15 protein-coding genes are annotated in these 26,139 nt (G+C 33.2%); 14 read left to right on the plus strand and 1 reads right to left on the minus strand.

Going from position 1 to position 26,139, the window contains the following annotated elements:
* The first annotated feature begins 122 nt into the window (after positions 1-122).
* The 7 genes from V1468_RS15585 to V1468_RS15615 all read left to right on the plus strand — a co-directional run bounded on the left by V1468_RS15585 (position 123) and on the right by V1468_RS15615 (position 6,940).
* Positions 123-974 carry a glycosyltransferase gene (locus tag V1468_RS15585; RefSeq protein ID WP_331811135.1) on the plus strand — a complete coding sequence of 284 codons (852 nt, stop codon included), beginning with the start codon at positions 123-125 and terminating at the stop codon, positions 972-974.
* Between the two features lie 41 nt (positions 975-1,015).
* Positions 1,016-2,119, plus strand: a complete 1,104-nt coding sequence (locus V1468_RS15590) for a glycosyltransferase family 4 protein (protein WP_331811136.1) — start codon at positions 1,016-1,018, stop codon at positions 2,117-2,119.
* A gap of 13 nt (positions 2,120-2,132) precedes the next feature.
* A complete protein-coding gene (locus tag V1468_RS15595) occupies positions 2,133-3,095 on the plus strand; it encodes a hypothetical protein (protein WP_331811137.1) in 963 nt (320 codons plus the stop codon).
* A 50-nt stretch (positions 3,096-3,145) separates the two neighbouring features.
* Positions 3,146-4,561 carry a CCA tRNA nucleotidyltransferase gene (locus tag V1468_RS15600; RefSeq protein WP_331811153.1) on the plus strand — a complete coding sequence of 472 codons (1,416 nt, stop codon included), beginning with the start codon at positions 3,146-3,148 and terminating at the stop codon, positions 4,559-4,561.
* Positions 4,558-5,043, plus strand: coding sequence for a GNAT family N-acetyltransferase (locus V1468_RS15605; protein WP_331811138.1), 486 nt, complete (start codon positions 4,558-4,560; stop codon positions 5,041-5,043). Before V1468_RS15600 ends, V1468_RS15605 begins: the two co-directional genes overlap by 4 nt.
* Complete coding sequence (locus V1468_RS15610) at positions 5,030-6,046, plus strand: COX15/CtaA family protein (protein ID WP_331811139.1); 1,017 nt, start codon at positions 5,030-5,032, stop codon at positions 6,044-6,046. Before V1468_RS15605 ends, V1468_RS15610 begins: the two co-directional genes overlap by 14 nt.
* Positions 6,047-6,424: 378 nt before the next feature.
* Complete coding sequence (locus tag V1468_RS15615) at positions 6,425-6,940, plus strand: IS1096 element passenger TnpR family protein (protein ID WP_331811140.1); 516 nt, start codon at positions 6,425-6,427, stop codon at positions 6,938-6,940.
* Between the two features lie 3 nt (positions 6,941-6,943).
* On the opposite strand, the gene V1468_RS15620 is transcribed toward V1468_RS15615, so the two are convergent.
* Positions 6,944-8,005, minus strand: a complete 1,062-nt coding sequence (locus tag V1468_RS15620; RefSeq protein WP_331811141.1) for a hypothetical protein — start codon at positions 8,003-8,005, stop codon at positions 6,944-6,946.
* Positions 8,006-8,127: 122 nt separating this feature from the next.
* Here V1468_RS15620 and V1468_RS15625 point away from each other — a divergent pair, with 122 nt between their 5' ends.
* From V1468_RS15625 to V1468_RS15655, 7 genes are all read left to right on the plus strand, one after another.
* On the plus strand, positions 8,128-9,057 hold the full coding sequence (locus tag V1468_RS15625; protein ID WP_408647378.1) for an ABC transporter ATP-binding protein: 930 nt from the start codon (positions 8,128-8,130) through the stop codon (positions 9,055-9,057).
* A 23-nt stretch (positions 9,058-9,080) separates the two neighbouring features.
* Positions 9,081-9,914, plus strand: a complete 834-nt coding sequence (locus tag V1468_RS15630; protein WP_331811142.1) for an ABC transporter permease — start codon at positions 9,081-9,083, stop codon at positions 9,912-9,914.
* A gap of 103 nt (positions 9,915-10,017) precedes the next feature.
* The gene (locus tag V1468_RS15635) at positions 10,018-13,425 is read left to right on the plus strand and encodes a T9SS type B sorting domain-containing protein (RefSeq protein ID WP_331811143.1); all 3,408 of its coding nucleotides are present in this window, start codon (positions 10,018-10,020) and stop codon (positions 13,423-13,425) included.
* Between the two features lie 2 nt (positions 13,426-13,427).
* Positions 13,428-15,887 carry a T9SS type B sorting domain-containing protein gene (locus V1468_RS15640; RefSeq protein WP_331811144.1) on the plus strand — a complete coding sequence of 820 codons (2,460 nt, stop codon included), beginning with the start codon at positions 13,428-13,430 and terminating at the stop codon, positions 15,885-15,887.
* Positions 15,888-15,925: 38 nt separating this feature from the next.
* Positions 15,926-17,767 (plus strand): T9SS type B sorting domain-containing protein, encoded by a 1,842-nt coding sequence (locus tag V1468_RS15645; RefSeq protein ID WP_331811145.1) that lies wholly within the window; start codon positions 15,926-15,928, stop codon positions 17,765-17,767.
* 429 nt (positions 17,768-18,196) lie between these two features.
* Positions 18,197-23,032, plus strand: coding sequence for a T9SS type B sorting domain-containing protein (locus V1468_RS15650; RefSeq protein WP_331811146.1), 4,836 nt, complete (start codon positions 18,197-18,199; stop codon positions 23,030-23,032).
* A 101-nt stretch (positions 23,033-23,133) separates the two neighbouring features.
* Positions 23,134-26,139: choice-of-anchor L domain-containing protein (locus V1468_RS15655; RefSeq protein WP_331811147.1), on the plus strand; the 3,006-nt coding region annotated here is incomplete at its 3' end.

Raw genomic sequence — 26,139 nt, forward strand, 5'->3', positions numbered from 1 at the left:
GTTAAAACATATCTAACAATGATTTGCAAAAGTAGGTATTTATAGCGTGCCTTTCAAATTAGCAAACTAAGGATGTAGAAATATTATTTCTTTAAATTTGCCTATCAAACAACAGCAAGAAGATGTTTAAACATTATCTCATTACACGTTTTAACCTCAAAAATAAAAATTGGGAAGTAACTAAAAATAACGAAACGCTTTTAACACGTGAATGGATGACACATCGCATTGGCTTGTTTAGCAATTTCTGTCTACCTTCAGTTGCTAGCCAAAGCAACACTAAGTTTGAATGGCTATTGTTTTTTGACACAAGTACAGATTCTGATTTTAAGGATGAAATAGAAACTTTACTAAAACCTTATTCGCATTTTAAATCCTTCTATATTGATGGCATGGACGCTTTTCATTCTTCCATCAAACAGTATATTGAAGAAGATAGTAAGGATACTCCATACATCATCACCTCTCGTATAGACAATGATGACTGTATCCATAAAGATTACATCAATACAATTCAAGAGCAATTTAAGTCACAAGATTTTATGGCTATTGATGTCTTAAAAGGGTATTCGCTTCAAATTTCACCTGAAATAATGCTAGGTAAAAAAGAGCATATTTTTAACCCTTTTATAAGTCTTATCGAAAAAAATGAAGCTCCAAAAACAGTTTGGTTTAGCGATCATAATATGTGGAAAAAAGAATCTAGACGTGTTGAAATTTCAGACAAACGTCTTTGGATGTCTATAATACACGAAAAAAATAAAGTTAATGAGTTTGATGGTTATGACAATGTAGATTGGGACGATATAAAAACTCAGTTTATAGTATCTGAAACTATTGAAGAAAAAATATCTAAAGAGATTATTCCGCATAAAAAATGGCGAAAATTAAGTCTAAAGAATAAGCTCTACGTTAATTATGTTCTTGCAAGTAAAAAGTTTAAAAAAGCCTTGGGACTCTATAAAATAAAGTAACCTTGAAAAACCTTACTTTTGTTTTGCTAAAAACACTTTAAATGCGGTTAATACAATTTACAGCCTCTAATGGTTGGCGTGGTCACGAACAAAAAATCATCTACTTATACGAAGCTTTTAAAGCAGAAGGCTATGTAGAAGACCAATGGATTGTTTGCCCTATAGGCTCTGAAGTAGAACGTATTGCAACCGAAAAAGGCATGCAAGTAATTCCTTTTGAATACAAATCTGAATACAGTTTATCTTACGCAAAAGAATTTAAAAAGTTAGCCCAAGAAAAACAAGCTTCGGTAATTTTCATTCATAGCAGTAAAGCACATACTATAGCGGTTTTAGCACATTTTTTATTCGGAATGAAAGTACCTTTAGTACTTTGTAGAACACTAATAAAACGAGTAGATACCAATTTTTTCAGAAAGTGGAAATACAATTACAAAGGCATAAAAAAAATTATTTGTGTCTCTCAACCTGTTGTAGAATCTTTAAAATTTGCAGTTAAAAACCATAGTAAATTAACTGTAATAGGTAGTGTTACTGATGTAAATAAATTCAAAAAGCAAGAAGGCACCGGAATTTTACATGAAGAATTCAACATTCCAAAAGACTATAAAATAATTGGTAATATTGCCGAATTCACAGGTTTCAAAGATCATTATACTTGGGTAGATACTGTTGAAATTTTAGTTAAAGAAAATGCTATTAAAGCCAAATACATACTTGTTGGCAAAGGTAGCATGGAGCAAGACATCAAGAATTATGTAGAAGAAAAAGGCCTAACAGAGCACATTATTTTTACAGGTTTTAGGAGAGATGTTCCTGAAATTTTACCAGAATTTGATTTGTTTTTATTCACTTCAAACAACGAGCCTACAGGAGGAGTTCTTTTAGAATCTTATGCTTGTAAAGTTCCTATTGTAGCTGCAGATGCTGGCGGTATTTCTGAAGTCATTGTAGATGGCGAAACTGGTCTTTTAGCTAAAGTAGGCAATCCTAAAGATTTTGCAGAAAAAGTAACTTTATTAATGCAAGACAAAGGTTTACAAGATAAATTTACAAAAAATGGGTATCAATACTTATTAGATAACTTTACCAAGAAAGTTATTGCTAAGAAAATGCATGATGAGTTATCTAAGCATGAAATCTAATATTCCATAAATCATGAAGCCCACCAAAGCACTCTTTATAACTTTTGATTTAAGCGGTTATTACAATTGTATTTTTGAAGAACTAAAATCTCATTATGACGTTGTAGACTACTATAATTTAGCCGATTACAAAAATCAACCATACAAAAATATCGGACAAAGGATTTCATCTTTTTATCTAAAAAAAACTAAAAATCTAAAGCTAAAAAACTACTACAAATACAATCCGGTAATTGAGGATATTAAAGATAAATCTTATGACTTTACACTCATTATAAGACCCGATTTATTTTTTGATAAGCAATTAAAAATTCTCAGAAAAAACAGTAAAAAATTAATCGCCTATTATCATGACTCCATAAATAATATTCCGCGAAAAAAAGATGTGATTCATTTTTTTGATGAGGTTTACTCTTATGAAAAAAGAGATGTTAAAGATTTCAACCTTAAATTCATTCCAAATTTCATCTATCTAAATAATTACAAAGTTAATGATGCAACTAAAACACAAGTTTTTACTGTTATTTCCAAAGATTATAGATTTAAAAGTCTCATTAAACTAGCTACCTTTCTCAAACAAAATAAATTCGAATACAAATTTCTCGTTCATTCAGACAAAGAGCAACCTAAGTCTGATCTCATTCAATTTATTACAGAAAGAAAGACAAATTCTGAAGTTTTAAAGGAAATAAACCAAGCATCAATCATAGCCGATATTCATAAATATGGTATTCAAGATGGACTAACATTTAGAGTTTTTGAAAGTATTTATTTTAAAAGAAAACTTATCACTTCGAATACAGATATTAAAAATTACGAGTTTTACAATCCTAACAATATTCATGTAATTGAAAATTTTGATAATATCAATATTCCTAGAAATTTCTTTTTAGAGCCATATCAAGATATTCCTGAAGAAATTTATAAAAAACACCTCTACACCACTTGGGTAAAAACTATACTCGGAAGAGCATAAAAAATTAGCCTTATGTAGTATCTTTGCAAAACCATTTTTATTTCATGAAAGTGAATCACAAACAAGCCTTAAAGCACCATATTTTTAAAATCATTTCGCATTCAGCCGAAGAATTGCAGCTAGATTGTTATGTGATTGGTGGCTTCGTACGCGATTATCTTTTAGAGCGTGGAGATGCCAAAGACATCGATGTGGTTGCTGTTGGTAGTGGTATTGAATTGGCACAACAAGTTTCCAAAAACCTAGAAACAAATCCTAAGGTTCAAATATTTAAAACCTATGGTACAGCAATGTTGCGCTACGATGACATTGAGGTTGAATTTGTAGGTGCTCGAAAAGAAAGCTACCATGAAAATAGTAGAAATCCTATTGTTGAAAACGGAACTCTACAAGATGATCAAAATCGTCGTGATTTTACAATAAATGCACTTGCCCTTAGTCTTAACACATCTAACTTTGGCGAATTATTAGACCCTTTCAATGGTATAAAAGATCTAGACAAAGGTATTATTCGTACACCTCTAGATCCTGATATAACCTACAGTGATGATCCGCTTCGTATGATGCGTGCTATTCGTTTTGCTACGCAATTGAACTTCAAAATTGAAGAACAGTCTCTAAAGGCTATTACTGACAATAAGGACCGAATAAAAATTATAACCAAAGAGCGCATTGTTACAGAGTTAAACAAAATTCTGGAAAGCGATAAACCTTCCATAGGATTTAAACTTCTGGAAAAAACAGGACTTTTAGATTTTATTTTACCAGAACTCACAGCACTCAAAGGTATTGATGAAGTAGAAGGCCAACGGCACAAAGACAACTTTTACCACACCTTAGAAGTAGTTGACAATATTTGTGAAACCACTGATAATCTTTGGTTGCGTTGGGCTGCGTTGCTTCATGATATTGGTAAAGCTCCAACCAAAAAATTTAGCAAAAAAGTAGGCTGGACATTCCATGCCCACGAATTTGTTGGGTCTAAAATGGTTTACAAACTTTTTAAAAGATTAAAAATGCCATTAAATGACAAAATGAAATTTGTTCAAAAAATGGTATTAATGAGCTCTCGACCAATTGTTTTGGCTAGTGACGTTACTGATTCTGCAGTGAGACGCTTAGTTTTTGATGCTGGTGAACACGTTGATGATTTAATGACACTTTGCGAAGCCGATATAACGACTAAGAATCCTAAAAAGTTTAAAAAATATCATAACAACTTTAAACTTGTAAGAGATAAAATTGTAGAGGTTGAAGAACGTGATCGCGTACGTAATTTTCAACCACCTGTTTCTGGAGAAGAAATAATGAAGGCTTTTAATTTAAAGCCTTCAAAAGAAATTGGAATTATAAAAGAAGCCATAAAAGAAGCCATTTTAGAAGGTGATATACCAAATGAACATGAGGCTGCATATCAATTAATGATAAAAAAAGGAAAAAAATTAGGACTTACTGTAGCAGTATGATTAGGTTAAAAAGAACTGATTCTTCAGATAAAGATTTTGTTAATCTAGTTAACCAGCTCGACGCCTATTTAAGGATTACAGATGGAGATGAACACGATTTTTACAATCAGTACAACGCTATAGAAAATCTTAACCATGTTGTTGTCGCTTACACAGAAAACAAATCTGTAGGCTGTGGAGCTTTTAAAGGTTTTGAAAATAATAGCGTTGAGATAAAACGCATGTTTACTTCAGAAAAACATAGAGGAAAAGGCATAGCCTCTTTACTCTTAAACGAACTTGAAAAATGGGCTTCTGAACTGAACTATGATTCTTGCATATTAGAAACAGGCATAAGACAAATTGAAGCTGTTGAATTTTATAAAAAGAACGGTTATACTATAATTTCTAATTACGGACAATATAAAGGTGTTGAAAATAGTATTTGCTTTGAAAAAAATATTGAAAAACTGAAAAAGAAAAAAGACAATGAAAAAGGATAACAAAGCTGTAATTTACTGGCTACTCACAGGTTGTTTCTTAATTTTTATAATGGTAATTGTTGGTGGTATTACCAGACTTACACATTCGGGATTATCTATATCTAATTACAAGTTAATCTCTGGAACAATTCCTCCAATGAATGAGATTGAATGGAATGAAGCCTTTGAGCTTTATAAGCAATATCCTGAATACCAAAAACTCAACAACCACTTTACTTTAGAAGACTTTAAAGACATTTATTTTTGGGAATGGATTCACCGTGTCATTGGTCGTTTTATTGGTTTAGTGTTCATTATTCCATTTATTTATTTTTTAATCCGAAAGCAACTTTCAAAACCTACCATCAAAAAATCTATTGTTCTGCTCCTTATGGGAGGTTTTCAAGGTTTTCTTGGTTGGTATATGGTAAAGAGTGGATTGGTTGACAGACCAGATGTAAGTCATTATAGGCTAGCTGCACACTTAACCACAGCCTTTTTAACTTTTGCTTACACATTTTGGGTCGCTCTGGATTTAATGTTTCCTAATAAAAAAAATGTAGACACTAAGCTTAGAAACTTTATTAGAATAGGTCTTGTTATACTAATCATTCAGATAATTTATGGTGCATTTGTAGCAGGTTTAGATGCAGGTTGGATCCACAACCACTGGCCTTTTATGAGCGAAGGTAAGCTTATACACGAAACTGTGTATACAGAACAAAACCCAACCTACCTCAACTTTCTGGAAGGAAAAAGTGGAGTACAGTTTGTTCACAGAACATTAGCCTACGTAGTGGTTATATTTATTTTAGCAATTTGGTACAAAGCTACACGCAACGACATTACAAAATGGCAATCGAAAGGTGTTAATAGTCTTCTACTTGTAGTTGGTATACAGTTTTTGTTAGGTGTACTCACACTATTACTTGCTGTGCCAGTTTGGTTAGGTGTTTTACATCAGGTTGTTGCTTTTATTTTATTGAGTTGTATGGTTTTTACACTGCATCGTTTTAGTAAGTAGTGAGATGTGAGATGTGAGATGTGAGATGTGAGATGTGAGATGTGAGGAAGTTATTATGCTCGCAAAGAGTTCCCTAAAAAAACTTGTAAACTTTTAAACAATTCAAAGCCGATGTGCATTTTGATTTCAAAATCTTAATTAAGCATCAGTTCGAGTGATTTTGAGGCACGAAAAATTGTATCGAGAACCTGTTTAAATTGAAAAATTCTATTCTCGATACTGATTTTACTCATTTTGAATCGTAAAACCCACTCAAATTGACGAATTTTATCAAAATGCACAACAGGAAATTCAAGAAATAAATTACCGAATAGTCAACACATAAACTAAATACTTTTCACCACATAATAATTACGTTTTAAAATCTATCTTTGCAAAATGATTTACAGATTTAGAGTCATATTAGACAACGATACAGAAGACGATGTGTTTCGTGATTTAGAAATCCGCGAAACAGATACTATGGAAGATTTACATAACATCATTACCCAATCTTTTGGATTTGATGGAATGGAAATGGCTTCATTTTACATAAGCGATGACGAATGGAACCAAGGCGAAGAAATTGCTATGTTCGATATGAGTGAAGCCGGTAATGAAGTTAAAATGATGAGCACAACAATTATTAAAGACATTGTACACGAGGCGTCACCAAAGCTAATTTATGTGTATGATTTCTTAAGCATGTGGACATTCTATGTAGAACTTGCCGAAATTGTAGAAGAAGCTCAAGGTACAGATTACCCTAACTTAATGTTTGTTCACGGACAAATTCCTGATGAGGCTCCTGATAAGACTTTTGAAGCTGAAGAAGATGATGCCTTTAATGAATTTGATGATGACCTAGACATTGATGATTACGAAAATCTCGATTTTGACGAGAATTGGAATTAACTATCAAAAGAAATTTTTCATATTAATGCCTTGGTAATTTCGCTTTACGAAATCTAAGGCATTTTTTAATATACCACCCATATTATTGCAGCGTCTAAATTCTAAATCGTTGGTATAGTTGTAAATTTCTTCCTTTAATAAATCAATGTGTTTTGGGATAGAAATTACATCGTTATGCATACAATCTAGTAGTTCACTTATTCTATTTTGATAACTTAACATTCGTTTTGCAATAATAGATCGTTCCTCAATTTTGTATTGGTCTATAGATTCCTTCTGAATACGATTTCTAACCAACTCTACCATTTTATAATTTTCTTTAAAAAACTGAGGCCTGTAAATTTTCAATTTTCCTTCATAGCTCTGTTGATCAAAATCTATAGCTCTTATCTTATAAACCACATGGTCAAAATCGTGAGTAGGCACAATAACATAGTTATAAGAACGCATATCTCCCAGTAACCTAATCATACAACGCTCATTAAACTTTACAAACTCTTTTGCTATCTGCGATTTTTCTGATTCTGTACGTTGCGGTAACATGTTTTTTATAAACTCATCACCAGGAATTCCTGCAATATGCTCTTCTATAAGAGTGTCTTTATAAACTAAAAAGTTTAGATTATAAGGAGATAACATGTGTTCTAACTCTAAACCATAGACTCTTGAAGCATCACCTTTTTTTATATAGAAGTATGTGTAGTTATCGTTCAATATATTTCTCACCTTTACTCTGAAAGGTTTAGAGTTTCCGAATGTACAATAATCAACAGCATCTACATTGAGGTACTTAAAAATGTCTTCATTACCATCAGATATTAAAATAGAGTAGACAAGCTTTAGGCTACGGTCAATTTCTTCCCTCTCAAATTCATTATAATAAACACGTACCCAAAGTGTATCTTCTTCGTTTTTATCATAAACCACAACTGAACCTTGAAAACGTAGCAAATCATCATAAAAAATAGGCAATCGAATATTCCTATTATAGGTCTTTAGATAATTATGCAACTTATCATTAATTGGATAAGATGGCTTCTTTTTAGAAATTTTTAAATCTTCCATATCAACTAATTAGTACTAAAGTAAGGTTTTATATCGTTACTTTGTAACAAATATTTTAAACACTCGTCTTACATACATAACCAATCTATACTGTATTTTCAGTATAAAAAAACCAATCAATTTTGGAACAACCCATTCTTACAATTAACAATCTTACTAAAAGATTTGGAGCGCTTACAGCTGTAAAAAATTTAAGCTTTACAATAAACAAAGGCAACGTATATGGCATTTTAGGACCTAACGGAAGTGGTAAATCTACTACTTTAGGCATTGTTCTTAATGTCGTTAATAAAACCAATGGAGATTTTAAATGGTTTAACGGAAACACCTCTACACATAATGCTTTAAAACAAGTAGGCGCTATTATAGAGCGACCTAATTTTTACCCTTATATGACTGCAGAACAAAACCTTAAATTGGTCTGTAGAATAAAAGGTGTTGACCACAGTAAAATTGATGAAAAACTTGAAATAGTTGGCCTTTTAGAAAGAAAGCATCATAAGTTTAAAACATATTCTTTAGGAATGAAACAGCGCTTAGCCATTGCTTCTGCCCTACTTAACGATCCAGAGATTTTAATTTTAGATGAGCCTACTAACGGTCTCGATCCTCAAGGAATTCATCAAATTCGTCAAATCATTAAAGACATAGCGGCTGGTGGAACAACCATTCTATTAGCTTCTCACCTTTTGGATGAAGTTGAAAAAGTATGTTCTCATGTTGTAGTCCTTAGAAAAGGTGAAAAATTATACTCTGGCCGTGTTGATGAAATGATTAGTAGTCATGGCTTTTTTGAGTTAAAAACTGACAAAAAGAAAGAGCTCGTTGCAATTCTAGAGTCTCATCCAAATTTTGGTAAACTAAAAATTGAAGACCAATTAATTACCGCCTTTTTAAACGAACCTATGTCTGCATCTGACTTTAACAAAATGATGTTTGATAAAGGTATAATCTTATCGCATTTAGTAAAACGAAAAGAAAGCCTTGAAGAACAATTCTTGCAACTGACAGATGAAAATGAGATTAATCAAGAAATAGGAAAATTAAATTAAAACTAAGCACAACCAACCACATCATGTTAAGATTATTAAAAATAGAATTTGATAAATTAAGATATAATAAAGCAAGTAGAATACTTATACTTACATACTTCATTTTACTTGTACTCATAGCTCTTTTTGCTGTAATAAAGTTTGATATTGGTCCTGTTAAATTTCATTTAGCTGAAATGGGCATTTTTAATTTCCCATATATTTGGCACTTCAACACTTTTGTAGCAGGATTATTAAAGTTTTTCCTATTACTGGTTATTGTCTCAATGGTATCCAATGAGTATAGCAATAAAACCTTAAAACAAAACCTCATTGATGGTTTAAGTAAAAAAGAGTTTATACTGTCTAAGTTTTATATGGTTTTAGCATTCTCGCTAATATCTACAGCTTTTGTATTTATTGTATCATTAGTACTAGGTTACATCTACTCAAGCTATACAGAGTTTTCTATAGTTTTTACAGATTTAGAATACCTACTCGCCTTCTTTGTTAAACTTGTTGGTTTTTTCTCTTTTGGTTTGTTTCTAGGTGTGCTTATAAAGCGATCTGCGTTTGCAGTAGCAACAATGGTTGTTTTATTTTTAATAGAGTTTATAAGTTGGAGTGTAGTCTCTGCCTATAACAGAGGTACTGACCTTGCTGATAATATTTACCAGTATATGCCTTTTAAATCCTTATGGAATTTAATTGACGAGCCTGGCTCTAGATTATCAGCCGTACAAGCATTAGCCAATCAAATAGAAGAAGATTTATCTTATGATTACGCAGTACATTGGTACGAAATTGCAATAGTATTAGGCTGGTCTGCACTTTTTATCTTTTTATCTTATCAATTATTAAAAAAGAGAGATTTATAATAGCTTTGTAGTAATTGCTATGTTATTTTAATACTAAATCTAGGAGTTTTTGAGTTCTAGTTGTTATATTGTATTAAAGTGTGTAGTGTACATTAAAGCAATTATGAAAAAGAAATACGCCTTACTGTTTGCATTTTTTTATTGTGTTTTTGCATATGCACAAGAAGAAACTACAAATTGGGCTTTTGGAAACAATGCAGGTCTAAATTTTAATCTAGCAACAGGAAATGTTGTACCCATTTCAACATCAATAAGTACTAACGAAGGCTGTTCTACTATCTCTAATGAAGATGGTGTTTTACAGTTTTACACAGACGGACGTACGGTATGGAACCGTAACCATCAAATTATGCCAAACGGTAATTATTTTGGTGGTACAGGTCTACTTGGTGATCCATCCAGTACATCATCTGGTGTCATTGTGCCACATCCAACAAACAATAACTTATACTACATTTTTACTGTAGATGAGCCTCATCATAATAATGCTTGGGCTTCACCTAACCAAGGTCCAGCAGACCAAAATGGGAATCCAATAAATTTTTACGAAGAAACCTTTGGAGACTTTCAAACTGTACCTAATGATGATGATGGCTTTAATAATGGTTTTAATTACTCTTTAGTAGATATGACGCTTAACGGAGGTTTTGGTGATGTCGTACCTTCTGAAAAAAATGTTCATCTTATAACTTATGACACTTCTCAACCAGACCAAGAACTATATAAATGTGCAGAAAAAATAACCGCTGTTCAAGGAGCAGATTGCGAAACAATGTGGGTTATAACCCAATTTGTAGACACGTTCTATGCTTTTAAGATTGATGCAGACGGCTTTAATAACTTAACGCCTGTTACCTCAACTGTAACACCCAATATTAGTACACTTGGCTATAGAAGAAATGGAATTGGTTACATGAAATCCTCACCAGATGGTGATAAAATAGCAGTTTGTCATGCTCAAAACGGTGTATTACCCAGTGATGACAATGCAGCACCCAATACAGGTAGCTTTTGGATTTATGATTTTGATAATGAAACAGGGCAAGTTAGCAATCCTGTAAATTTAATTTCCAATATTCAAAGCTATGGTACTGAATTCTCTGCTGACTCTAAAAAACTATACGTAACAAATGGTACTGTTGTAAGACAATTTGACCTAGACAATAATAATGCAGAAACTATAGTTTTTCAAGGAACACAATTTATTTCATCGATGCAATTAGGACCTAATAACAAAATTTATGTTTGTAATGGAGCAAGTCCAAACAGCCTTGATGTTATTGAAAATCCTGGTGAAGCTGGTTTAGCTTGTAATTATAACCAAGGTGGACAACCCTTAGCCAACGGCACTACTGCTGCTCTTGGCTTACCACCTTTTATTACATCCTTACTCGGTTTTGAAATAGATATTATTAGAAACGGAATTAGTACTTCGGAATTAAACTTGTGTGTTGGAGATAGCTATACCTTACAAGCCGATGAGATTACAGGTGCCGATTATGTTTGGTCTTTTGACGGAACACCAATTACCGGAAATAACCAAGCGCAATTACTAATAGATGCTCCTGGTTTTTATGAAGTTTATATAGAACCCAATAACGGAGATTGTCCAATAGAAGGTAGTGCAGTAGTTGGTGTTTTTGATATTCCTGTAGCCAACACCATATCTAATCTAACCGTTTGTGACGATTTTATTAACGATGGTATTGTTAGCACTTTAGATTTTACAGATCAAAACGAAGAAGCGCTCTTAACGCAGTCACCAGCCCAGTACAATGTGCGCTATTTTGAATCGATGGATAATGCCATTAATCTCGAAAATGAGATTAGCTTTCCGTATACAAATATTAGCAATCCACAAATCATCTATGCAAGAGTAGAGAATTCAGATAACACCAACTGTTTTGACATTACCAGTTTTCAGCTCGAAGTGCTTAATACTCCACAAATTGTTCAACTCAATAATATTGAATTTTGTGATAATGAAGGAGATCCAACTGATGGAATTGCCACTGTAGAATTAGATGATTTAATTCCATCTATAAGAGGAGATCAATCTGAAACAGATACAAATGTTACTTTTCATTCTACACAACAAGATGCTAATGACAATACAGATCCTTTACCTCTAACCTATACCACAAGTTCTGGTGAAATTTTTGTGAGAATAGAAAACACAACTAATCCTGAGTGCTATAGCACAGGAAGCTTTCAACTTGATGTTAATGATGCTCCTATTGCAAATGACATAAGTATTGTACAATGTGATGAAGATGGTATACCAGAAGGATTTACGTCTTTCAACATTAATCTCTTTAATGATGATGTTGTCAACAACGAACCAGACCGGAATGTAACATACTATTTATCTCTCGCAGACGCCGAAAATGGAGACAACCAAATTAATGCAGATAATTTTGAAAACTTCTTTAATCCACAAATCATTTATGCAAGGGTTATCAACACATCAACTGGTTGTGTAAGCTATAGTGAAGTTTCCTTAGAAGTAAGTACAACATCATCAAACGATACGAGTTTAGTTGCTTGCGATACAGATGGTACAGAAGATGGTTTTATGGCATTTAGTCTTATTGCATCAAACCCAATAGTCTTGGCTGGCGCACCTGCAGGACTAGACGTGCAATACTACGAAACCTATGAAGATGCTCTTTTAGAAAATAATGCACTTAGCGATACTTACACTAATACAACTCCTTATAATCAAATTATATATGCACGCGTAGAGAATTCTAACGCATGCTATGGAATAAGTGAAATAGAACTTATTGTTAATGAACTACCAGATATTGAAACTGAATTTGAAACACTATACTGTATTAACAGTTTTCCTGAAACCATTGTATTAGATGCAGGAATTATTGACGACTCACCGAGCAACTATACCTACTCTTGGTCTACAACAGAAACCACATCTACAATTGAGGTTAACGAGCCTGGCACGTATACCGTAACTGTTTTTAATAGCAACAATTGTAGCAAACAAAGAACCATAACTGTTTTACCATCCAACATAGCTACTATTGAAAACATTGAAGTTGTAGATGCTTCAAACAATAATTCTATAACAATTTTAGCTTCTGGTGAAGGTGATTACGAATATGCTTTAGATGATATTAATGGCCCTTATCAAGATTCTAATGTATTTGAAGATATTTCACCAGGTCTCTACACAGTATTTGTTAGAGACAAGAACGATTGTGGAATTTCAGAAGAGCTAGTTTCAGTTATTGGTTTTCCAAAATTCTTTACACCAAATGGTGATGGCACTAACGAGTTTTGGCAAGTCAAAGGTATTAATAATCAGTTTCAAGCTAATTCTTTAATTCTTATTTTTGACCGTTACGGAAAACTTATAACAAAACTTAATCCTCTTGGTCCTGGTTGGGATGGCAGATACAATGGTGCTAACATGCCTGCAAGCGACTACTGGTTTAAGGTAGAATTAGAAGATGGAAGAACTTTTACAAGTCATTTTGCATTAAAACGATAATATTGAAACCAAACCTATCCCTTTGTAAAAATCTATTAGCTCTAGTTATTTTATGTTTTAGTATCTTTTGCTATAGCCAAGAACCAAACGATTGTGTTAATGCTATTACAGTCTGCGGAAACTCAACACTAGAACTTGATGCTCAAGGAGTTGGCACACAAGAATTAACTGGTTCCAACACATGCTCAAGCCAAGAAAACAATAGTATTTGGTTAGAAGTTACAATTGCCAATTCAGGAACTTTAGCCTTCACTCTAACACCTGCAAGCACAAACATTTCCGAGGATTATGATTTCTTTTTGTTTGGTCCAAATGTTACCTGTGGAAATATTGGACAGGCTGTAAGGTGTTCTACCACGAATCCTCAAGCCGCAAATCAAGGCAATAATCTAACAGGAATGAGTCCAAACGACCCTGATGCTGATGAAGGCCCTGGAGCTGATGGTGATAGTTTTGTAAGCGATTTAGATGTACAGGCAGGAGAAACCTATTTTTTAGTTATTGATCGTCCAATAGGAAATAGTCCTTTTTCCATAGAATGGACTGGTACAGCTACATTTCCTGATAGTCCTTCAAATCCGGTTTTAACAAATCCAAACATTACAAGTTTACCACCATTAGAACTTTGTGATAATGTTGCTCCTTTTGATGATTTAATCACAGAAATTGATCTTACTTCACTTAGACAAGATATTATAAATGGTGAAGGTGATGTTGCTGTGAGTTATCATAACAGTGAAAATGATGCTAACATTAACATTAATCCATTAGGAGATATATTTACCAGCTTTTTTAGTACACAAATTGTTTTTATTAGAATTGAAAATACAACTACAGGATGTTTTATTGTTAATTCTATGGTTGTAAATGTTACTGCGTTTTCAAACTATAATACACCTACAACCTATGAACTATGTGATGATGATACAGATGGTGATGACCAAAATGGGCAAGCCACTTTTGATTTTGATGTAAAAACTCAAGAAATAACTAATGGCATTTTGGGTGGAAACTTCAATATAAGCTATCATTTGTCTCAAGCAGATGCAGAAACTAATACTTCTGCTTTACCTACCATTTACACGAACACTTCGGCAACACCAACTGAAATTTTTGTACGGATTGAAGATTTAGTTGGTGGCTGTGTTGGTTTTACTTCATTTGACATTGTAGTAGCTGCCAAGCCAATTGCAAATGATGTATCGCTAATTCAATGTGATGAAGATGGCATCCCAGAAGGCTTTACCACCTTCAATCTTAATGAAATATCTAGCGATATTACCAACGGAGACCCAAACGCTGACGTATCCTATTACCTATCTCAGTTAGATGCAGAAAATGAAGAAAATGAAATTAATGCTAATGCTTTTGATAATTTCTTCAATCCACAAATTGTATACGCTAGAGTTACCAATACTTCAACTGGTTGTGTAAGTTTTAGTGAAGTTTCTTTGGAAGTGAGTACCACATCTTCTAACAATGCCAGTATAGCTGTATGTGATGACGACGGTAATGAAGATGGTTTTGCTGTTTTTAATCTTAATGACACCAATGCCATTGTGCTTGCTGGCGCACCTGTTGGCTTAGATCTTCAATATTTTGAAACGTATGAAGATGCTTTAGTAGAGTCTAATCCGCTTAATGCTAATTTTACCAATACCATTCCTTATAATCAAACCATCTATGCTCGTGTTGAAAATTCAAATGCTTGTTACGGAATAAGTGAAATTGAACTTACGGTTTACGAACTTCCTGATATTGAAACCGAATTTGAAACGCTGTACTGCCTTAACAATTTCCCCGAAACCATTGTTTTAGATTCAGGTATCATTAATGACTCACCAAGCAACTATATTTTTGATTGGTCAACTGGTGAAAATACAGCAACCATAGAAGTTGATACGCCAGGTACATACAATGTTAGAGTTAGCAATGTTAATGGTTGTTTTAAAGACAGAACAATTACTGTTTTGCCATCTAATATTGCAACTATTGATGCTATTGAAGTTGTTGACGCTTCTAACAACAATACGATTACAGTTTTGGTATCTGGTGAAGGTGATTATGAATATGCTTTAGATGATGTTGATGGACCTTACCAAGATTCTAATATTTTTGAAGACGTATTACCTGGATTATATACTGTTTTTGTAAGAGACAAAAACGACTGTGGCATTGCCGACGAATTAGTATCGGTTATTGGTTTTCCTAAATTCTTCACACCAAATGGAGATGGTACAAACGAATTTTGGCAAGTCAAAGGAATAAGTAACCAATTTCAATCTAATACCAGCATTCAAATTTTTGATCGTTATGGTAAATTGCTGGCAGAACTCAACCCTCTTGGTGGTGGTTGGGACGGAACTTACAATGGAAAAAAAATGCCAAGTAGCGATTATTGGTTTAAAGTGCAGCTAGAAGATGGTCGAGTCTTTACCAGTCATTTTAGTTTGGTGCGATAGATTTTAATCGTAATTTAGAGCTAACCAATCCAAGCCATTTGAAACAAGCACATTACATACTTTTTATGCTATTTTTGGGCTTAGTATTGCCGTTATCTGCTCAAGATATTTCTTTGTTTGAACAATTTAATGGTAGATACGATTATACTGCAATTGGGAACACTTTAAATCAGGCTGAAAATAACATTGACCAGAGTTTTTGCTCGCTTTTAGAATCCTCTAGTGCTAACTTTACATTAGATGCAGATAATCAAATCGTGAAAGCATATTTGTATTGGGCAGGCTCCGGATTTGGTGATACAGAAGTTACACTAAACGGAACACAAATTACTAGTGAAGAGATATATACCGTAACCTACAGTGATATTTTTAATGGACAATTAGAATATTTTTCCTGCTATGCGGATGTAACCGATTTAGTTATTAGTGAAGGTAATGGGACCTACATGTTTTCAGGCTTGGATATAAGTGCAGACTTAATGTCTAATCCTGGTTATTGTAATAATAGAACAAATTTTGGTGGTTGGAGTATTTATGTTATCTATCAAAATGAAGACCTCCCTTTAAATCAAGTTAACCTATACCAAGGTCTAGAAATCATAAACCGAAACGTACAAGAAAAAGAAATTATTCTAGATAATATTGATGTTATTGATAATATCGGTGCAAAAATTGGCTTTCTGGCTTGGGAAGGAGATAATAGTTTAAACTATGGTGAATCATTATCTGTAAACAATAATGTATTATCTAACCCTCCTTTAAATCTTTCTGACAATGCGTTTAATGGCACCAACACCTTTACAAATTCTACCACATTTTACAATGCAGATTTAGATGTGTATAATTTAGAAAACAATATAAATATTGGCGATACTTCTGCTTCTATAAAGTTAACAACAGGAGGTATCAATGAAACTGGAGGTTTTAGTGCCGATCTCATTATTCTAAACAATATTATAACAGTACTTAATAGTCAATTACCAGATGCTACTATAGAGGTCAATGACTATATAGTAAATTGTGGAGATAATAGCGTTGAGTTATTTTATACGGTCAATAATTTTAATAGTACAGATGTTTTACCAGCTAATACACCAATTGCATTTTATTTAGACAATCTTCTGCTAGGCCAAAGCCAAACCGTAAATGATTTAGATATTGGAGAGTCAGAATCTAGCTCCACTATTGTAAACATTCCTGAAGATTCTGACCCAAATTTAACAATAACAGCTATTGTTGATGATGATGGCACTATGTCTGGAGTTGTAACAGAAACTAACGAAGACAACAACATTAACTTTATTGATATTGAGTTACTAGTAATACCAGATATTATAACTTTAGCAGGACTTATTGGTTGTAACGAAGGTTTTGAAACAGCAACTTATAACTTGTATGAGGCCTTGATTAATCTGCAATATGACGAAAGTAATGTTTCTTTCTATCAGTCGCTCCAAGATTTAGAAACAGCAACCAACCCTATTTTAACACCATCTAATTATAACAACACATCAAATCCTGAAACCATTTATGTAAGATTAGAAAGTCCACCTTGCTACGAGGTATATCAATTTCAACTTTATATAGAAAATTGTCCACCTTATGTACCTGATGGATTTTCTCCAAATAACGACACATTTAATGATTGGTTTAACATACAAGGTCTGTACGACATTTTTACTGAGCATCAATTAAAAATATATAACCGCTATGGTGACATTATTTTTGAAGGCAATAATGATAAGCCTTGGTTTGGAAAAATAAACAGAGGATTAAACAATCATGGTAATTTTGTCCCAGTTGGAACATACTATTACATTTTAAATCTCAATGATCCTGACTATCGACCAATGGTAGGTTGGGTGTACGTAAATTACTAGATTTGTTAAGATTTTTGTCCGTTTATCTTTTTCATTTGCAGGTAAGATAATCATCAATTAATTTTAAGTAGTGTGTATAGATTTCAATCTCCCTCTAACCCATTATAATTGCACACTTCCCTCTAAATATTATTATCGAAAGCTATGTTTTTCCAATTTGGAAAACAACAATACGGAGTTTCAGGTTAAAAAACATTATTTGTTGAGGCTGTAATGTTTTTCGAAATTTCAATTTGGGAGAAAGACCTCTTTTTAGAGGTCTTTTTTGTGCGATTAAGAATACAAAACGACTCAAAAATGTTAACATTTAGTGTTATTCGTCGTATTTTTTTGTATTTCGTCTTTATTAGATATACTTTTCGGCAATATAAGGTACAGAATATCAGCCCCAAATAGATAAACTTGTACAGTTTAAACTTAACCTAACTTATGAATTTTATTAACCGCTCCCTCCTACTAGTCGCATGCTTTATTTGCAGTTTTTCTTATACACAGCAAATCACCGTAGATAATTCAGTTAGCCCTCAAAACCTAATAGAAAATAATCTTATTCAAGGTTGTGTAGAAGTTTCTAACATTAGCTCTCCTTCCAACGGTAGTGTTGTTGGTTTAGGTAGCTATGGCTATTTTGAAAGTGGTGACTCTAATTTTCCTTTTGAAAATGGTATTATTTTAAGTACTGGAGATGCAAATTCGGCAGGAAATTCTCAAAATGCTGCAACGCTTAATGAAGGTAACAGCAGTTGGGGAACTGATACTGATTTAGAAACAGCTCTTGGTATAACAGGTACATTAAACGCTACCTCTTTAGAGTTTAATTTTGTTTCCATTTCAAATCAAATTCAATTTAATTACATTTTAGCATCAGAGGAATATTTTGGAAACTTTCCTTGTCAATATTCTGATGGGTTTGCTTTTTTAATTAGAGAAGCAGGCACTAATGCACCTTATACTAACATTGCTTTGGTACCTGGTACAACAACACCTGTAAATACAAATACTGTTCATGATGAAATTGTTGGATTCTGTGAAGCTTCAAACGACCAGTATTTTGAAGGTTATAGTTTGGGAGACACCAATTATAATGGTAGAACAACAATAATGTCTGCAACAGCTTCTATACAACCTAACGTAGAGTATCAGATAAAATTAATCATTGCAGATCAAACCGATGAAAATTACGATTCGGCAGTTTTTATTCAAGGAAATAGTTTTAATGCTACTGTAGATTTAGGTGAAGACTTTTCAACTTGTGCAAGCGAAGTTACTTTAGATGGAGATATTGGCAATCCGCAGGCAACATACAATTGGTATTTAAATGATGTCTTAATTCCTGGAGAAAACCAAACAACACTTAGTGCAAATGTTACTGGCAACTATCGTGTTGAAATAGAAATCCCTTTGTCTGGAAGCTCTTGTACCATTGAAGATGATATTACTCTTACTCTAAGCTCAACTCAATCTTCAGACCCAATTTCGGATTATGAGCTTTGTGATGATACCAGTAATGATGGTATAGAAACTTTTGATTTGACAACAAAAAATACTGAAGTTTTAGCTTCTGTGCCTTCTTCAAACTATACTATATCATATCACTATTCTAACATCGAAGCTCAGAGTGGCGTTAATTCTATCACCAACCCTATTCAAAATACAACAAATCCTCAAACTATACATGTTAGAATTGAAGACACTAACAATGGTTGTTTAGCATTTTCTACGTTTAACCTCATTGTTAATGCCTTACCAAACATTAATGATCCTTCACCTTTAGAGGTTTGTGATGATCAGGTTGCTGACGGATTCACTGCGATAGACCTAAACATTAAAAATGATGAAATTACTAACGGTCTCACCAACTTAATAGTTACTTATCATAGTACACCTGCAGATGCTGCTAGTGGTACTAACCCTCTACCAATGCCTTATGTAAATACTAACACAAATGAGCAGGTATTTGTAAGTGTTAGAAATGAGTTTACAGGTTGTATCAGCACAACAACATTAGATATTACAGTTTTAGACAATCCTGTTATAAATACAGAAGACCTATACATAGACGCGTGTGACGAAGATCATGATGGCTTTGCTAATTTTGATTTAACAAGTATTATCCCAGATGTGTTACAAGGTCTAACTGATGTTACTGTCACATTTCACGAAACCAATGAAGACGCTTTATCTGGAAGTAATCCTATAATAGATGACACCAATTATACAAACATCACTTCTGAAGAACAAACCGTTTGCATTAGAGTTGAAAATAATACAACAGGTTGTGCTACTATAACAACTGTAGAACTACACACCAATTTGTTATTAACCGCTACAGCCATTAATGATGTATCACTTTGTGATATTGATAATGATGGTGTTGAAGAATTTAATTTTTCAGGAATTGCTACTAATATAATTAATGAACTACCTGAAGAATTTGATATCTCTATTGATTTCTATTTAACTGAAAGTGATAGAGATAATCAGGTAAATGCATTAGATCAAACCACTCCATTTATACCAACGAGCAATCCTCAAACTATTTATTTAGGTTTAAGTAGTGCTACCTGCTATGATATAGAGCAAATAGATTTAATTTTAATTCCTGTCTATGAGTTTGAATCTATTATTAGTCAAACCGTTTGTGATGAAGACCAGGATGGTTTTACAACAACAGATTTATCTCAATTTGACACACAAGTTACAGATGCTTTAGATGGATTTAGTGTTACTTACTTTTTAACAGAAGACGATGCCAGAAACAACACTAATGTTCTGCCAAACTTTTACACCAACACTACAAACCCGTTTACCGTTTATCCGAGAATAACCTCAAATGAAACAGGTTGTTCTGATGTTAACTTTTTTGAAATTACGGTTTTAGAAGCTCCTATTACTTCTACTCCATCAGACATTGTTATCTGTGATGATGATCAAGACGGTTTCTTTATCGTTAATTTATTAGATGTTATTCCAGAAGTTGTTAGTAGTACTACAGATAGACAAATAACATTTCATCATAGCCGAAATCAAGCCAATAATGGTACCAATACAATAAATAACGAAAGTAGCTACAACGCTCAAACAGAAACTGTTTTTATCAGAGTAGAAAACACAAATACTGGTTGCCATTCTGTTGAAGCTTTAAGCATAACAGTAAACACATTACCAGTATTCTCGGCAATTGAAAACTATAAAATTTGTGAAGACAATAGTGATGGTTTCGCCGAATTTATTTTCAGTACCAAAGACACTGAGATTTTAAACGGACAAACAGGGAAAGAAGTGTCATATTATTTAAATCAGGACGACGCTGATAATAGAATAAATGCAATAGACAAAGATGTAGCATACCAAAACACCACTACTCCACAAACAATTTTTGCCAGAGTAGAAAACACATCAGATCAAGATTGTTATGACACTACCAGCTTCATTATAGAAGTAGGAACAAACCCGCTTTTTAATGAACCTGCAGATTGGTTTGTATGTGACGACATATCTAACGATGGTTCAGAAACTTTTGATTTATCAACTAAGATTACAGAAATATCAAATGGTATTTCAGACAACCTAACTGTAACGTTTTACACCTCATTAAATAATGCTGAAAACAGCATCGACCCATTACCTCTTGAGTATACTAATACCGTAAATCCTCAGACTATTTTTGTTCAAATTGATAATGGAACAATATGTAATTCTATTACGTCTTTTGAATTGAATGTTATACAAGTACCTGACGTAAATCCTTCTATACCGTTAATAGGTTGCGATACAGATTATGATGGATTCACTGAGTTTGATTTAACAAATGCCGAATTTGATATTTTAGATGTTAGACAAGACAACATAGAAATCACCTACTTTGAAAACTACGAAGATGCCGAAGACAATACTAATAATATTACTAATCCTGAGGCTTACACCAATACAAGCAATCCGCAAACGGTATACATTAAAATAAATAATACCATCTCAAACTGTTATGTTTTGGTCCCAATTGATTTAAGTGTAAATATGCCTCCTGTTATTAATAATTTTCAGTCATATGATATTTGTGAAAATGAAAATAACAGTTTCGACTTAACTGAAATTGACGAAGTTATCATGGACGAAAGTTTTAATGTATTATTCAGTTATTACTCAAATGAAGCTGATGCTTACGCTAACGAAAATGCATTAAATACAGATTATACATATGTAACCAATAATGACACTCTCTATGCACGAGCTGAATTCAGTACAACACATTGTTTTACAGTGTATGAATTTAACCTCATAGTAAATCCACTTCCTGTTGCCAATCAACCAAGTAATTTAGAGGGATGTGATGATGACTATGACGGATTGTTAGATTTTGATTTAACACAGCAAAATGCTCAAATACTAGGTGCGCAAAACCCAGCTAATTTTACCATAACCTACCATAATTCTGAAGATGATGCTAACACTAATTTATCTGCTGTAGACACAGACTACATAGCTTTTGATTCTGAAATTATATATGCTAGAGTTGAAAATAATACAACAGGATGCTACGCTGTAACACAGTTTTCTGTTATTATTCATTCATTACCTGTTATCGATATTGAAGATCAGGTTATTTGTTTAGATAATTTACCATTAATTGTTTCTGCAAACACCAACAACTCTACAGATCAATATATTTGGTCTACTGGTGAAACTACACCTGAAATTACAATACCTGAAATTGGAACCTACTGGGTTACTGTTACGACACAATTTGGTTGCGAAAACACAAGAGTTTTTAGTGTGGCAGAATCTGAAGCAGCAACTATAGAAGCGACTGAGATCATAGACTTTTCAGATCCTAATAATATTACAGTAACTATTAGTGGAATTGGTGATTACCTATATCAATTAGATGATGGTGAACCTCAGGAATCTAACTTTTTTGATAACGTAGGCATGGGTTACCACACAGTAACTATTATAGATTTAAATGGTTGTTCTGAAGTAACGAGAGAGGTTTTAGTAATAGATATTCCCAAACATATGTCTCCAAACGGAGATGGTCGTTATGACACTTGGCATATTGTTGGTGTAGAAACACTTCCAGGAACCATTATTCATATTTTTGACCGTTATGGTAAACACTTAACGACACTAAGACATGATAGTCCAGGTTGGGATGGTACTTTAAATGGTTTAAACTTACCTGCAAGCGACTATTGGTTTGTTGCTAATGTGGCAAGAGGCAATCAGTCTTTTGAGGTAAAGGGTCATTTTGCTATACGTCGTTAAAAACTTACCTAAAGCAATTAGTCAATTAATATTAACGAAAGCATAAGGTTTTTCCTATCTTTGATTATAAGAGACTTATAATAAGTCTCTCATAATTAGCTATGACAAGGAATAGAACATATACTCTTCTCCTCTTTTCGTTGTTTGTAAACTTTTTGTTTTCCCAACAGATTATTACAGACAACACGCTAACTCCGCAACAACTTATCCAAAATTTAGTAGGCGATAATTGTGCTACTGTCAACAGTATTTCTTCACCTTACAATGGTAGTGTAAACAATATTATAAGCTATGGAAATTTTGACAGAGGCTCTTCCAGTTTTCCTTTAGAAAGTGGTATTGTTTTATCTACTGGAAGCATAACTAATGCTGGAAACTCAGTTATAACCAACAACCTTAGTGATGGTAATATCAATTGGGAAACGGATCCTGATGTGTTGAATGTTCTTGGTATAGACCAAACTCTCAATGCCACTTCCATTCAGTTTAATTTTAGTACTGCTAATAATTTTATAGCCTTTAAATACCTCTTTGCTTCCGACGAATACCAGCAGGAATACCCTTGTAATTTTAGAGATGTATTTGCCATTCTTATTAGACCTGCTGGTAGTGCAGATCCTTTTGTAAATATTGCTTTAGCTCCAGAAACCACAACAGAAGTAAGCACCTATACCATTCACCCAAACATCAATGGGTTTTGTGAGGCTATTAACGAAGATTATTTTCAAGGTTACAACTTGCCTGGTACGAACTTCAATGGTCAAACTAACGTATTAACAGCCAATACCGAAGTTATTCCCAATGCAGTTTATGAAATTAAATTTGTAATTGCAGACCATATTGATCAACGTTTTGATTCTGCTGTTTTTATTGAAGCGGAAGGCTTTGGTGGCTCTATAGATCTTGGACCTGACCAATTGGTTTGTGGTAGCAACCTAACTCTAGATGCTGAGATTAATAATCCTTCTGCCGTGTATTCATGGTTTTTGGATGGTAATCTTGTTACTGGTGAAACAAACCCTACGCTTCTGGCTGAACAATCTGGTACTTATAGTGTTGAAATCTCAATTCCCAGCACTACTAACAACTGTGTCTTGGAAGATAGTATTGAAATTGAAATAATCCCTTATCAAGAAGCGGCTCCTATTGATGATCTTTCCGTTTGTGATCCTACTCCTAGCGATGGAATTTATCAGTTTGATTTTCCGTTATTGAAAAATGATGAAATTTTAGCTGAGTTGCCTTCAGATAATTACAACATCTCTTACCATCTAAGCTTGGATGATGCTCAAAACAACGTCAATCCTCTGGTTGGTATATATCAAAACACGGAGCAGGATGAAATCATTTTTGTAAGAATTGAAAGCTTAAATGGAGACTGTCTGCAAATTGGTAGTTTTAATATTTCTGTATACCTATCACCAGAAACCAATGAAATTACAGTTGAAGTTTGTAATGGTAACATCACAGAAATAACGTTCACAGACCTAAGCTCTTTAGATCTTGTTGTATCTAATTATCAATTTGAGACAACAGTTACTTATTACGAAACTGAGGATGATGCCATAAACACTATAAATCCAATTACGGATTTTCCAGACTTAGAAAATGAACCTGAAGTTTTTTTTGCTAGAGTAGAAAGTGATTTTAATGGTTGCCCATCAATTGTTCCTGTTAATTTATCCTATGTATCATCTCCAGAGATAACCAATGTCATAATTAATCATTGTATAGACCCTAATTATAACGAAACTGTAAATGGCGAAACTTTTGACTATTATAGCTTAACAACAGATTATAATGCTATTGATATGAGAGATGCATATATAAACGCTAATCCTGAATATGAAGCTATCATTTCTCTAGATATAATAGAGCATCCTGATTTTCCTGTTTTACATATTTCTGATCCTGCGTTTAATTTACCTATCACTGTTAGATATGTTGATGAAAATTGTCCAAAAACCATATCCATAGAGATTCATAAAAACCTACTTTTTAATGTTCTAGGAGAAGAAACTCTAATTTCTCAATGTGATGACGCCTCTAATGATGGAGTTATTGATGTAGATTTAGCTGAAATTACTGAAGATCTAAAAAATGGTTATGAAGATATAGAAATTACATTTTACGAAACAGAAGAAGACAGATCCTTATTAACAAATGCATTAGATCAGAACGCTCTAACATCTGTATCTAACGATCAAAGCCTTTACATAAGATCTACCTACCAAGGTTGTACATATAATACAAAAATTACTTTTGAAATTGAACCACTTTTTATTCCTGAGCCCGTAACAATAGATTATTGTGGAAATACCAACTTGGATACAAATACCACCACAATCTCAATTCCACCTTTGATTGATGAAATTCGTTTAGGTTTAAATACAAGCCTGAACTCCGCTACAACTGTAGAATTATACTTAACTCAAGAAGATGCGGAAAACCAAGAAAACCCTCTTGAAGAAGAGTATGAAATTAATGGAGATAATCATTTGTTTTATGTTAGAGTTACAGATATTTTTTCACCTAATCAATGCTATAATTTTACCACAGCACAAGTAAACATAAGCAATTCAATAAATGCTGTAAATCCAAGCCCAATTGTTGTATGTGATGAAGATCAAGATGGCTTTTCTAACGTTAATCTACTAAGTGTCATTCCAGAAATAACAGACGGAACTGATAACCTTGTATTTACCTTCTTTGAAAGCTATGACAATGCTACAGATAATCTAAACCCAATTTTAAATCCTGATAGCTACACTACAGACTCTAAAGAAATTTTTATTAGAGCCGAAATAGATGGAATGAGCTGCTTTACGGTATTCCGATTCGACGTCCTCATCTACGCAGACCCACAGTTAGATAGCGTTTCCAATTTTATAAATTGTGAAGTCAATCCTAATGTACCATCTGAGTTTATTTTTGAAGATAATGACGCCTCCATCATCGGCAACCAACAAGACATGCAAGTCCTCTATTTTGAAACTGAAGACGATGCCATTGACAGAGAAAATGCTATTGATAAAACAGCACCTTATTTCAATACTTCAAATCCTCAGACCATTTATGTTAGACTTGAAAATGAAGCTAAAAACAGT

The organism is Winogradskyella poriferorum, assembly GCF_036553625.1.
In the GTDB taxonomy this organism is placed as follows: Bacteria; Bacteroidota; Bacteroidia; order Flavobacteriales; family Flavobacteriaceae; genus Winogradskyella; species Winogradskyella poriferorum.

Bases quoted from the DNA above. Each gene is read 5' to 3' on its own strand.
- V1468_RS15630 (WP_331811142.1), top strand. From the start codon at position 9,081: ATGTTAAGATTATTAAAAATAGAATTTGATAAATTAAGATATAATAAA.
- V1468_RS15585 (WP_331811135.1), top strand. From the start codon at position 123: ATGTTTAAACATTATCTCATTACACGTTTTAACCTCAAAAATAAAAAT.
- V1468_RS15590 (WP_331811136.1), top strand. From the start codon at position 1,016: ATGCGGTTAATACAATTTACAGCCTCTAATGGTTGGCGTGGTCACGAA.
- V1468_RS15620 (WP_331811141.1), bottom strand. From the start codon at position 8,005: ATGGAAGATTTAAAAATTTCTAAAAAGAAGCCATCTTATCCAATTAAT.
- V1468_RS15610 (WP_331811139.1), top strand. From the start codon at position 5,030: ATGAAAAAGGATAACAAAGCTGTAATTTACTGGCTACTCACAGGTTGT.
- V1468_RS15650 (WP_331811146.1), top strand. From the start codon at position 18,197: ATGAATTTTATTAACCGCTCCCTCCTACTAGTCGCATGCTTTATTTGC.
- V1468_RS15605 (WP_331811138.1), top strand. From the start codon at position 4,558: ATGATTAGGTTAAAAAGAACTGATTCTTCAGATAAAGATTTTGTTAAT.
- V1468_RS15635 (WP_331811143.1), top strand. From the start codon at position 10,018: ATGAAAAAGAAATACGCCTTACTGTTTGCATTTTTTTATTGTGTTTTT.
- V1468_RS15615 (WP_331811140.1), top strand. From the start codon at position 6,425: ATGATTTACAGATTTAGAGTCATATTAGACAACGATACAGAAGACGAT.
- V1468_RS15595 (WP_331811137.1), top strand. From the start codon at position 2,133: ATGAAGCCCACCAAAGCACTCTTTATAACTTTTGATTTAAGCGGTTAT.